The 13323-nt window shown below is 53.8% G+C and carries 9 protein-coding genes; 8 read left to right on the plus strand and 1 reads right to left on the minus strand.

Annotated features, from left to right (window positions below; translation table 11 throughout):
* Nucleotides 1-34: 34 nt before the first annotated feature.
* Nucleotides 35-577, minus strand: coding sequence for an AAA family ATPase (locus OXG87_04625; protein MCY3868819.1), 543 nt, complete (start codon nucleotides 575-577; stop codon nucleotides 35-37).
* Between the two features lie 309 nt (nucleotides 578-886).
* On the opposite strand from OXG87_04625, the gene OXG87_04630 reads away from it, so the two are divergent.
* The 8 genes from OXG87_04630 (at nucleotide 887) to OXG87_04665 (ending at nucleotide 13318) form a co-directional block, all read left to right on the plus strand.
* The gene (locus tag OXG87_04630; protein ID MCY3868820.1) at nucleotides 887-4186 is read left to right on the plus strand and encodes a heparinase II/III family protein; all 3300 of its coding nucleotides are present in this window, start codon (nucleotides 887-889) and stop codon (nucleotides 4184-4186) included.
* A gap of 56 nt (nucleotides 4187-4242) precedes the next feature.
* The gene (locus OXG87_04635; protein ID MCY3868821.1) at nucleotides 4243-4980 is read left to right on the plus strand and encodes a phytanoyl-CoA dioxygenase family protein; all 738 of its coding nucleotides are present in this window, start codon (nucleotides 4243-4245) and stop codon (nucleotides 4978-4980) included.
* 13 nt (nucleotides 4981-4993) lie between these two features.
* Nucleotides 4994-6964 carry a hypothetical protein gene (locus OXG87_04640; protein MCY3868822.1) on the plus strand — a complete coding sequence of 657 codons (1971 nt, stop codon included), beginning with the start codon at nucleotides 4994-4996 and terminating at the stop codon, nucleotides 6962-6964.
* A 12-nt stretch (nucleotides 6965-6976) separates the two neighbouring features.
* The gene (locus OXG87_04645) at nucleotides 6977-7924 is read left to right on the plus strand and encodes a phytanoyl-CoA dioxygenase family protein (protein ID MCY3868823.1); all 948 of its coding nucleotides are present in this window, start codon (nucleotides 6977-6979) and stop codon (nucleotides 7922-7924) included.
* Between the two features lies 1 nt (nucleotide 7925).
* The gene (locus OXG87_04650) at nucleotides 7926-9392 is read left to right on the plus strand and encodes a sulfatase (GenBank protein MCY3868824.1); all 1467 of its coding nucleotides are present in this window, start codon (nucleotides 7926-7928) and stop codon (nucleotides 9390-9392) included.
* The gene (locus OXG87_04655; GenBank protein MCY3868825.1) at nucleotides 9389-11377 is read left to right on the plus strand and encodes an alpha-L-fucosidase; all 1989 of its coding nucleotides are present in this window, start codon (nucleotides 9389-9391) and stop codon (nucleotides 11375-11377) included. Before OXG87_04650 ends, OXG87_04655 begins: the two co-directional genes overlap by 4 nt.
* A 22-nt stretch (nucleotides 11378-11399) precedes the next feature.
* Nucleotides 11400-12311, plus strand: coding sequence for a phytanoyl-CoA dioxygenase family protein (locus tag OXG87_04660; protein ID MCY3868826.1), 912 nt, complete (start codon nucleotides 11400-11402; stop codon nucleotides 12309-12311).
* Between the two features lie 107 nt (nucleotides 12312-12418).
* Nucleotides 12419-13318 carry a phytanoyl-CoA dioxygenase family protein gene (locus OXG87_04665; protein MCY3868827.1) on the plus strand — a complete coding sequence of 300 codons (900 nt, stop codon included), beginning with the start codon at nucleotides 12419-12421 and terminating at the stop codon, nucleotides 13316-13318.
* Nucleotides 13319-13323 lie beyond the last annotated feature (5 nt).

Raw genomic sequence — 13323 nt, forward strand, 5'->3', positions numbered from 1 at the left:
CCGCAGCAATACCCATCCGTCGCCGTTCTTCCAATCAGATCAGTTCGACATCTTTAGCCATCCTCCCTGCGAAAAAAAACTCGGAAAAATCGAAACCTTCTGCTGTTTCATCAACTTGACCAACTGCCTCACTTCCCTTCCACACAAGGCCATAGCCTGCCATAAGATAAAGAAAAAAAAGTGATTGGGCATTTCTCTGGTCCTCTCGCATTCGTTCTCGCAACACACCAGGACGCCCGAACCTGTCTGCTCCAATGGATATTTCGTAGTTAATAGGCCAAGCGTTTTCATGTTCTCTATAATACACCTCGAACTCGATAGGACCTGTTTGTCCCTGCGTCCGCAACTTCTCGAACCCACCGCGTCCTCGTGCATCGCAAGCCTCCTCAACGCCGAACTTAAGCGCATCCGCAAGAAATCCAAACGCATCGAATAGAGCACTTTTTCCCACGCCATTTTTGCCGATCACCACTGTCATAGGGGTAAGCGGCTGGCTATCCGGTTGGTTCAGGGGACCCAGCGTAACATCCTTGAGCACCTTGAAATTTTTGATTCTCACGCCTTCTATCTTGGCCATTTTTCAGTCCTCTTTGGCGTTGTTTTCTTCAAATCCTTCTATGCTATAATCGCCGACTTCTTAGAGCTGGGTAACACAATGATTTAAGCAAAAAAACCTGTAAATGCAAGTTTTAAGGATCATCTTCAGGCAAAATCGGTCTTGATAAATTCCGATTCTCAATATATTCTGATTGTATCTACGAATGCCAATTAGCTCCCCATACCCATCCTGGACGCCTGCTTAAAGCATGCAGGCGTGACGGACACGAGATCGATATGGACAGCCTTGCACAATTCTCTGTCCAATGACCAACCAAAGGACCTCGTCATGCCCAGCATACCCTGGCGGCCAAGAGTCATCCTTCCCGGCCGCAGTGTTCGCCTGCCCGTGCAAGCCACCGACGACAACATCACCCTCACATCCGACCACTTTGAAACCATCGCCACCCGATGGTGCGAGCGGGACACCGCGCGCTACTACTACCTGCGATCCCCCCAAAAGCAAGGCGACTACACCCTCATCGCAACGCACAACGGCAACACCGCGGAAGCCACCATCCAGGTCCGCACCCTGGACAACCTGCGCCAGCCCCACACCTACAACGGCGCGCAATGGCCCCGCCGATGGCCTCTGGGCCAGAACTACCACCCCACCAAAACCCGACAAACGCTACAAAACGACCCCAAATCAGAACGAATCAACGAAGAAACCCTCGCCTGGTGGTCATCTCAACCCGACCATGTCCTCTGGTCGCAACTACCGCCCGCAGAACTACCCAAAGCGCACTTTGCCAACTGCCATCAGGGCTGTCCAAACTGCGGAACCGCCATCTTCAAATACAGCGGCTTCTATCCCTGGGAACGCAACCATCTCCCCTGCGATTTCAAATCGCAATGCCCCAACTGCGCCTCTATCTATCCCAGCAACAACCTCACAAAAGAAGACTATACCTCGGGCGAGTATGCAGACGACGGATACGGCTACTTCGACGCAGAAGGCCACATCTACCTCTTTGCCGCCACCTATCACCGCGACCAGTGCCGCGCCTATCACGCTGGCATCAACACACTCACAGACAGCCTCCGCACAGGCGACCTCGACGAAGAACGCACCCGTAAACTCGGCCTCATGCTCCTGCGCTACGCCACAGAAGAACTCTACCTCGCCTCGGTCCCCCAGTTCCGCTATGGACCCTCAAAAAGCGTAGAAGAACCCTGGGAATGGGGACAACCGGACTGGGCAGAAGAAACCGACCCCGTTGCCGCCCTGAGCAGAAAAGGCACCATCCGCTACAGCATCGACACCCCCTACCTCATCGAAAGCCTCGCCCTCGCCTACGACACAGCCTGGCCCCTCCTGAAAGAAGACACACAACTCGTCGAACGCGCACGGGCATTCGGCCTATCTCTGCAAAGCCCCGAAGACACCTGCCTACTCATCGAAGAAATGCTCGCCGCCCTCCTGCAGGTCACCCTGGATCGAGGTGCAGGCAGCAATCTACCGCGCGAAAGCCAGGGCGTCCTCATCCTCTTGCGCTGCCTGGACCGCGCCGACGCCCGGGACGTCATGGACTGGGTCTATGACGAAGGTCCCGACACCCTGCGCGTCTTCACCACCAATGACATCCTGCCCGACGGCACACCCCAGGAAGCCACAGGCGGATACAATGCCATCCACAGCGACGGCCTCTTCGACCTGGAATACCACCTCCGCAGCCTCCGCACTCAGCAACCCGACGCCTATCCGGAAACCCTGTACCCCTCGCTCTTCAAAGATCCGCGAGGCGCACGCGTCCCCCGGGCACTGTGCGAAATCACCATGATCGGAAAATCCTACTTCCAATTCGGTGACGGCTCTGCCCCCGGTTCTGCCGGCATCCAGACAAAAGACTCAATCCGTCTGGAAAACGACCTCTATCACGCGCCCATGAACGCCAGCGTACTGGAACGCGCCACAACCTTCACCAACGACCCACACATCGCAGAAATCCAATCCACCGTACAGAACAAACAGCACCGCGCACTCGGACCAACCATCCTCGACAGCGTCGGCATTGCCATCTTGCGCACACCCGAAGCCCCCGAACGAGCCGCCGTGGGCATAGCGTATGGCGACACCATGCACCATCGCCATCGAGACCTCCTGGACGTCCAGCTCTTCGCCTTTGACCGTCCCTTTCTCACAGACCTCGGCTATCCACAATCCTGGGCAAGCACATCGCCCTGGGAAGCCCATTGGGCAACTCACAACACCGTCTGGGCAGACCTGCCGCCCGGCGAATCCACCGGCTCGGGCCGTGGCCGCCTCGTCCGCGCCCTCTTCACCGACGGCATCCAGGTCCTGGATATCGAAGCCCACCGTTGGACACTCGACCCATCGGACGGATGGCGCAAAGTCGATATCACCTTCCGCCGCCTCATCGCCCTGATCGAAACCGATGGCGAAGGCATCGCCCTCCTCGACCTCTCGCGCATCACGGGCGGCGCAGAACACTGGCGCACCTGTCGCGGTCTGGAAGGCATATTCCAAACCGACAACGCCGACCTCAAACCCCAACCCGGCACAGTCGCCGGTCCCCACATCCAGCGCACCCAAACAGACAACCTGCCCCACCCGGACCACACCGCCCTCGCGTACATGGACAACATAACAACCGCTCAGGCACCACCGACCTTCCGGGGCACCTGGCAATCGCAAATCGAACCAGCCGTACATCTCGACCTCCATCAACTCAACATTTCTCCAAACACCCAGGTCCTCAACACCCGTGCGGCACAGGCCATGGGAACGCCCGAAGAATCCAACTACCTCTACCACCCCGTAATCTGGCGTCGCACACCCGACAACGACACCACCTGCATCGACCTCGTCTTCGAACCCCGACTCGGCAACCCCACCCTCGCCAGCACCACAGCCATACCATCGAACAACCCCACAGCCTCGGGCATCCACCTCACCACCGCAAAAGGCAAACAAATCGCCCTCTATTGGGCACCCAATGCTGGCCCGAATGACAAAACCCAATTCGAAAACGGCACCGTCCTCACAGGTGCCCTCGCAGTCGTCGCAAACGGTCAAATCTCAACCATGGGAGCAACCGCCTTTCAAAACGCCGAAACAACCCTCATAAATCCCCACGCACAACAAACTGGCCGAATCATCGCCCTCAACCGGGACACCTGCACCATCGACATCGAAGGCCTGCAAGACATCGCCGCGGGCGACCGCATCACCATCAACCCGGACGGCCGCGCACACAGCTACCGCATCGAAGCCGCCGAACAACTCGGCACCCACAGCCACCGCCTCACCCTGGACGTCACCTCAATCCTGGGACGCGCAAAAATCATCGCCATCGAAGACAACAAAATCGACCTCGGCTTTCACATCATGGCAAAATCCGGCAACCTCCACGGCACGCGCCTACAAACAGAAACCAGCGACAACTGGGCGGTCATAGAAAACGCCCACAATTCGAGCACCTGGCCCCCCGGAAAAATACGCACCACCATCTACCTTAGCCCGAACAATAACAAACTCCAGGACCTATCCCCCGGCACCTGGGTACAGGCCGTCGATTACGTAATTGGCGACACGATCCTCTTTGAACCCCTGTGCAGGGGATAGTGGACATTCTTCAGCCATTTTTTATATTGATAACCCATAAAAAGAAAGGAATCGCAATGGCCGTTGAAACACTACCCCTAACAGAAAATCAGATTGACCAATACCATCGAGACGGTTTCTTGCTCGCCTCGGGATTGATTCCCGAGGCTATTGCACGCACGGGTGAAGCCACAATGTGGGAAGTCATGGGCATGGACCCTGACGATTCGGGAACCTGGAACAACTATTCAGACGAAGCGATTGCATCCACGCTACAGGCCGGATTCAAACCCCGATCGAAATTATTTCAATACTTCGACAATCAACACCCCGACCTCCTCGCCTGTTACACACCCGAAATGATGGCAGCAATGGCGCAATTAACCGGCGAAAGTGTAGGTCTCTTTCATCCACCAACCGGCACACTCATACAAAACATCTTTCCCTCAGATGAAGAATGGGCGTGGCAAGGGGCGCATTTTGACGGTGGCGTAAAAGCCAAAATGCACAAAACACTCCCCGGCCCATTCATCATCAACTCCATCATATATCTCAACGACATAGAAAAACACGGCGGAGGAACAGTTGCGTGGCCCGGATCTCACAAACCCATTCGCGTACTGGCAGAATCCGACCCCGAGAAATACGAATACATGTGGCAACTAAAACAAGACCTGCACACCGTCGATATCGGCGGCCCCGTAGAACTGGAGCCAAAATGCGGCGACATACTATTCTTCGCTCACTTCTGCGTCCACGCCGCCACCAATAACGTGCGCGACATGCCCCGCCTGGCACTGCGAAGTCGGTGGTAAATGGAGATCTCAATTGGCTCTTTCTTCTGCTCAGGAGGCAATACATCCAGCGACTGAACCGAAACTGATATCGTGGAAGGTCGTGGTCGCAGGCCTGCTCTTAATAATCGCATCGGACTACTACATCAACTGGTCCACCGTAATCTTGCGGGCGTCGAAGAACAACAAAGCTCTATTCCCGATGGGCCTGTTCTTCCCATTTGTAGTACTGGTAGGTACCAATCTACTACTCAGATGGGCAAAACCGCGATGGGCACTAAACCGGGGACAATTGTGCGTAGCCCTGGGCATGGGATTGATCGGATCCCTATTCCCATTCTATGGCCTGGCATCCTACGTAGTCGGCACCATTGCCGCGCCCTATTATTTTGCCACCCCGGAAAACGGCTGGGCAGAACTGCTGCACCCCAACATGGTCTCATGGCTGGTCATGAACAACGAAGACAAAGCCGTGACCTATTTCTACGACGGCCTGCCCCCGGGCCAGCCCATACCCTGGGGATCCTGGGCCGTACCGGTATTCTGGTGGATGACCTTTGTGGCCGCAGCGGCATGCGTAGCCCTCTGCCTGATGGTAATACTGCGAAAACAGTGGGTGGAAAACGAACGCCTGGAATTTCCGCTCATGGAAGTGGGTATGCAAGTGGCTCAGGTAGATAAGCGCAATGGGGGAACACCCTCCTTGCTCAACCAGCCGCTCTTTCGCGTGGGTTTCTGGGTCGGAATATTTGCAGTCTTCTGGAACATCATCTCGTACTTTTACCCCTTAATACCAGGACTGCCAACCACGCACACCGAAGGCCAGTGGTTCCGCTGGCTGGAAGGCGCCAAACCTTTCTGGGTACAAATCAGCATCTACGTCATAGGTTTTGCCTATTTTGCGCGGGTCGAAACCCTGTTCAGCTTCTGGCTATTCTTTCTCTTTACAGAAATTGAAGTCGCAACCTTTGACCGCCTGGGAATCGCCGCAGGACACGGAGGTGGCGAAGCCGTGCGGTCGCAAAATTTCGGAGTACTATGCGCCTATGTCATGTTCGGACTGTGGATGGCGCGTGGACATCTGAAAGCCGTATTTCGGAAAGTCTTCAAAGGGGCTTCCGATGTAGATGATTCTCAAGAAGTGATGTCCTACCGCGTGGCACTAATCGCCCTCATAGCATCCCTCCTATACATGGTCGCGTGGCTGCACGCAGCGGGCATGGAAATCCGGGTCGTCGTCCTCTACCTGTTTTTCACCGCGGTCGCCTACATCGGAATGGCCCGATTCGCCGCAGAACTGGGATTGCCCTATGGAGATATAGCCTACCACTCAATAACCTGGACCCCGCTCCACATCATGGGCGGGCAAACAGTAACCGCATCCACATTGACATGCCAGGGCTATCTCTGGGCCATGTTCGGAAAAACCCGGGGATTTCTGGGACCGCCAATCGCGCAAATGCTGAAATTGACCACACCATTGCGGGTCGAGCGAGGGCGCCTGTTCGGTGTAATCGTACTCGCCGTAGTAGCAGGTGCCACATTTGCAATACTCCACGCCATATACATGGGCTATTCCGGCGGCGGCTTCAACCTCAGAGCCGCGTGGAACCTGCTAATCGGACCACAGCGGTCCTATGACGCATCCGTAACCTGGATCCGCAACCCGGAAGCGCCCGATGTAGAGCGCATGTTATTCATGGGATCTGGCGTATTGATCACAGCCGTACTCACCTATATGAAATACCGCTTCGTACACCTGCCCCTCCATCCCGTAGCCCTCATGCTACAGGGCACCTATATGGCGCAGAAAACCGTATTCTCGGTATTTCTCATCTGGATCTACAAAGCGACCATCCTCAAAATAGGTGGTGTGCGCCTCTACAGAAAAGGACAACCATTCTTCATCGGCCTGCTAATCGGATATGCCATAGCGACATTCTTATCCTGCGTAATAGACAGCATCTTCTTCTTTGGACAGGGACACCTGGTACACGGATTTTAGAGGAGTCATTTAATGGCAACAGTTGACACCAGAACACATGGCTTAACCGCGGAAGAGCGCGAGGCTTACGCAAAAGACGGATTCTTCATCCGACCAAAAGCCTTCGATACGTATGAGATCGACGCACTGCGCGACAGAATTGAAGACCTCGTAGAACTCATCGAGACCTCCGACGTATTGCCAGAAAAACAGAAACAAGCAATCCTGAAACGCAACGTCGGAACCGAAGCGACTTCTGGGCCTGCATCGTTAAACAGCATAACGCGACTTCACAGGTTCAGCGCATTAGTGCGATCCCACATCCGCGACCCGAGGCGACTGGATGCAGTCACACAGATCGTAGGATCGGATCTATTCTGTCCCAACGACCTGTACTTCTTCAAACCTCCGGGCACCGGGCGGCCCATTGCGTGGCACCAGGACTCCTGGTACTTCCGAAACACGTACGTCAGCAGCATAGGCGACGCCATAGAGCAAGCCTCCATAGGAACCTGGCTGGCGCTGGATGAGGCAGATGAAGAAAACGGATGCTTGTGGGTAATCCCCGGCAGCCACCGCCTGGGCGTAGTAGATCACAGCCAGGTCGAAAGCGATGAGTACTTATTGCAAAAAAGATTGACCGTATCCGACGAAATGGAAGAACGAGCAATACCAGTAGAAGTGCCAAAAGGCGCCCTCGTATTTTTCAACAACGCCCTGTTTCACCGCAGCACACCCAACAGATCAGACAGGTTTCGGCGGGCCTATATCGTACACTATATGAAAGCGACCATTCAGCACACCAACACCAGGAACAGGCAAAGGATAGACGAAGAGACGAAACACTGGGGCACAACTGAGATGTACATCTGCGGAGTACCCGGATCCATACAAACAACACCCGAAAAGGAAAGCATGAACTGGGACAGTGCCCTGGGACGAACATTGACAGAAGACGACATTCGGATAAAAAGGAAATAAAATGCCAGATAAACGCCCCAACATCCTCTACATCATGACCGACGACCATGGAACCGGCGCCCTGAGTTGCTATGGCAGCCAGATCAACCACACCCCCAACATGGACCGCATTGCCCACGGAGGGATGCGCCTGGACAATTGTTACGTAACCTACTCCTTGTGCTCGCCCAGCCGCGCCTCTATCTTAACCGGGAAATACGCACATCTCCACGGACAAACATCAATCGGTGGGAATATCTTTGACGGCACACAACAAACATTCCCCCGCCTATTACAGAACGCGGGATACCAAACAGCAATCATCGGAAAATGGCACCTGCACAGCATACCAACGGGATTTGATCACTACAGCGTCATGTGGGGACAAGGCTCTTATTTTAATCCCAAATTTATCGAACCCGGCGAACACGGTCCCGTATGGAAAGAAAGCCGGGGATATTCGACGGACCTGGTAACCGACAAATGCCTAAACTGGCTCAAAGGGCGAGACGCTGAAAAACCCTTTATGCTCCTGTGTCATTTTAAATCCCCCCATTACAACTGGGAGCCGGACGAAAAACACAAAACAATGTACCAGGACGAAACAATCCCCGAACCAGAGACATTTGACCACAACTTTGGAGACAGCCCGGTACCTCCCGAAGCATTGCAGGTCAAGCTGGAAACCGTCCATGAACAGTGGAATATCACCCATTGGGACGCCATGCCCCAAGGATTATCCATGCAGCAGCAAAAACACAGAAACTACCAGTACTTCATCAAAGACTACCTCCGCTGTGTGGCATCGGTAGATGATAATATCGGGCGACTCCTCGACTACCTCGACGAACAAAACCTCGTCGAAAACACAGTTGTAGCATATACCTCTGACAACGGGATGTTTCAGGGCGAACACGGCTGGGTAGATAAAAAAATGATGTACGAAGAAAGCCTGCGGGTTCCCTTCTTAATCCGATACCCCAGAGAAATCGCAGCGGGAACCCAAACAAGTGACATGGTCATCAACCTCGACTATGCACCCACCTTTTTGGAATACGCCGGACAGCCCATCCCCGCAGACATCCAGGGACGAAGCCTGGTCCCCCTCCTCCAGGGACACACACCGGACGATTGGCGAACCGCGTTCTACTATCAACACTTCGACATCCACCCCGACGGCGAACTGGCAAACTGCGGCGTACGCACCAAAAACTTCAAACTAATCTGGTACAACCACAACTACGACCACTACCAGCTCTTCGACACCCAAAAAGACCCCAGCGAAACCCGGGATGTATCCGAAGACCCCGAATACGCCTCAACAGTATCCGAAATGAAAGCCTTGCTGCAAGAAGAACGCGAAAAAGCGGGCCTGACAGACGAAATAGAACAACAAATTTTTAACAGCGATAACATACCTCAGACGCGCAAGCAAATGAACGCATTACTACAAATGATAGACACCAATACCGCAAAGGAAAAACAATGAAAAACGCCCAACTCCGCTACAGACAGGTACACCTGGACTTTCACACCTCTGAACACTGCCCGAATGTCGGTGGCAAATTTGACGAAGACCAGTTCATCGGCGCCCTAAAAAAGGGACATGTCAATTCCATAACCATCTTTGCACAATGCCATCACGGCTGGTGTTATTACCCCACAAAAACGGACATGGAACATCCCAACCTGCAAACCGACCTCGTCGGACGCATGCTCGCCGCAGCAAAAAAAGCCGACATCAACATGCCCGTCTATATCACCGTACAATGGCAGGAAAAAGCTGCCCGCGAACACCCCGAATGGCGCGTCAGGCGACCCGACGGGGGCTATGTGGGACGGCCAACAATGCACCCCCATACCCCCCTGCCACACGGCGGATGGTATCGCCTGTGTTGCAACACGCCCTATCTGGATGCGAGTGTCCTGCCCGTATTGACAGAAGTAATGGACATGTACAATCCTTCTGGCATCTTCCTGGACATCACCGGAGAAGAAATTTGCACCTGTGATTGGTGTATCGCCAGCATGCACGAAAAAGGACTCGACCCCGATAACGCTGGAGATCGGATTATCCACTCACAAGCTGTGTACAAAGACTATCTGTCCAAAACCACGGACATCATCTGGAGCCGAAATCCCGACGCCACAATTTATCACAACGGAAGCGACAAAAAGGGACGCCACGACCTCTACCCCTACTGGTCGCACCACGAAATCGAATCCCTGCCAACCGGCATGTGGGGATACAACCACTTCCCGACAAACGCGCGCTACTTCACAAACCTACCCGACTGCAACGCAATCGCACAAACGGGCAAATTCCATCGCATGTGGGGCGAATTTGGCGGCTTCAAAAATCCAGTCGCATTGGAATACGAAGTAGGACAAATCATCTCATTAAATTGCCGCTGTATGGTAGGCGACCAACTCCATCCCGAAGGTGAAATGGACGAAGAAACCTATCGCATCATAGGCGAAGCGTACAAACGCGTTGAAGAACGCGAACCCTGGCTGGAAGGTGCCGAACACGTAGTAGATGTGGCAATCCTCGCACCCTCGGGCGTACACAAAGACAGAGATCTGGAAGACAGCGAAGTCGGCGCCGGACTCATGCTCATGGAAAACCACATCCCATTCTTAATGCTCGACGAAACAATGGACCTATCCCCCTACCAGCTATTAATTCTACCAGACAGCGTGCGCGTGGATAACGCACTAAAAGCAAAAATCGACACATTTCTGGCGGGCGGCGGAAAATTATTATCGTCCGGCGAAAGCGGCCTGGACCCTGCAGGAAAAGGTTTTGCGTATGACATCGGCGCAGAATATACCGGACCCTCGCCCAATGATATAGAATACGTAGTCGTCGGAGACGCCATCGCCACAAATTTGGTACGCACCCCATTCCTCGTCTATGAATCCGGCGTAACCACAAAAGTGACAGACGGCGAAATACTCGCAGCCGCGTGGAAACCGTATTTTAACCGCACGTACGGAAAATTCTGCTCCCACCGAAACACCCCTTATGAAGGCGACGCGGGTTGGCCCTCCGTCATCCGCAAAGGCAACATCATCCACATCGCCCAACCCATCTTCAGAGTCTATGACGACCAGGGCATGCAATTGCACCGCGACCTGGTAAAAAACTGCATCGACCTGCTCTACGACGACCCCTTATTGCAGGTCTCCCTGCCATCGTGTGGCCGAGTAAATCTAACGCGCCAACCCCAGGAAGGAAACCGGCTAATCCTGCATCTCATGTACGCCAACCCCATCAAACGGGGCGATACAAATGTAATTGAAGACATTATCCCATTGTACGACATCGCAGTCTCCCTTAAAGCGGACCGCGACATATCTCGCGTATATCTCGCCCCCGAAAACGAGGACATTGAATTTGCAGTAGCGAACGGGCGCGTGTCATTTACCGTGCCCAAGGTCGAAATGAATCAGATTGTAGTAATTGAATAATGCCAAAAGAAAGGAGTCTCTTATGCCAGAAACAAAAAAAATCGTCCGGTCGGAACCCTTTGTAATCAACAAAAACATGAGCAGCCCGATGGCGATATCCGACAGAGACCTCACGCCAAAAAATGCGGATGGTCTCCCCGTAGTCTTGCCAACGGAAAAACAAAAATACGACTTTGATCGCAATGGGTGGCTCTTAATCCCCGGCGTACTCTCAAAAGACGAATGCGACGAAATGCGGACCTTTGCCGAGCGACTGGCCAAAGACCCCGAAAGCATACCCGAACACGAACGCTGTCCACTTGGCGGACCATTGCAAAAATTGGCCGACCACCCCGTTATCGTCGGATTCATGAACGAATTCGTGGCATATCCTCCCCTCGCCAACGACGAGCGATACGGATTCAGACTGGAAACATCCCACCTGTTCTACCGCGATGCTGAAACACCCGGAAGATTTAGTCCACATAATGGCAATGGCCTGTTTCGCATGCCCTGGGACTCCCACTTTTACCGGTGCATCCCCGGCAAAGCATGGAGCGGACTAACGCGCATCGTATGGGAATTTAACCCCGTCAAAAAAGGGCAGGGCAGCACATTATTTGTACCGGGCAGCCACAAAGCCGCTTATCCAGCACCCGAAACCGTCCGCGACCCCGAATCAACCATGTGGGAAACATATAGCTGCCCACCCGGATCGCTGTTATTCTTCACCGAAGCAATCACGCACAGCGCACATCCCTGGACCAACACCGAAAACAACCGCCTCGCCGTATTCAACCTCTACAATATTGTCGCGAGCCGATGGCATTCGTGGTTACCCCCTGAAAAACTCATCGAATCCATGCCCCCCTTAAGACAAACGCTCTTCAGCGAACCGTACAACGAAAAAGTGGATACATTCTTCCCGCGCACAACGGCGTATATGGACGGGTAAGCAAGGTCGGGAAAAGGATTTCCCTCCTACACGACCATGTAACACACTGTTGAAGCGGCATCCCTGCCGCGACCACGACCAACTTTTTGATAATTGGAGACCGACCCATGACCGACAATGGAACAGTCACACCTTATATCATCGACAAAAATCTGGGCAGCCCAATGGACGACTACTCAGATGTATTGCCAAAGAAAAATGGCGACGGATTAGACATCATCGAACCGACCGCAGAGCAAAAGTACCGGTTTGACAAAGACGGGTGGCTCTTAGTCCCCGGCGTATTGAGCGAACAGGACATCAAGGAAATGCGGGAATATTGTATTCAACTGCACTTCGATCCCCAATCGCTCCCCGAACACGAACGCACCCCGCTGGCAGGTCCCACACAGAAATTGATAGATCATCCTCTGGTAGTCGGCATGATGAATGAATTCATGGCCAATCCCCGCTTATCAAGCCCCAACTGTTACGGATTCAGTCTGGCCGCCAATGGACTCTGGTATAGAACCGCACCCAGCCGACGAAATGAAGGCAAAAGAGAAGCCCGTCATTTTACCCCACACAATGGCAATGGCCTATATCGCCTGCCCGGCGACGCGCACTATTACAACGCCTTCCCCGGCAAAGCCAACAGCGCGCATACCCGCGTGGTTTGGGAATTGAACCCCGTCAAACACAAACAGGGCGGCACACTCCTCGTAACGGGCAGCCACAAAGCTGTGTACACCGCACCCGACGAAATACAAGACCCCGACTCCAGCATCTGGACGACCTATTCATGTCCGGCAGGCTCGGTCCTATTCTTTGCAGAAGCAACAACACACAGCGCACATCCGTGGACCAATGAAGAAAACGACCGCATTGCCATCGCCAACCTCTACAACTTCGTAGATGGCGGTCACGCCAGATTGCTGAGGCCCGACCCCCGCATCTTGAACGCCATGCCCCCGATTCGCCAGACCCTGTTCAGAGAGCGATTTGCCGGTCAAAATGTCGTCAGGTAAGAACA

The organism is Gemmatimonadota bacterium (assembly GCA_026706845.1).
Classification (GTDB): domain Bacteria; phylum Latescibacterota; class UBA2968; order UBA2968; family UBA2968; genus VXRD01.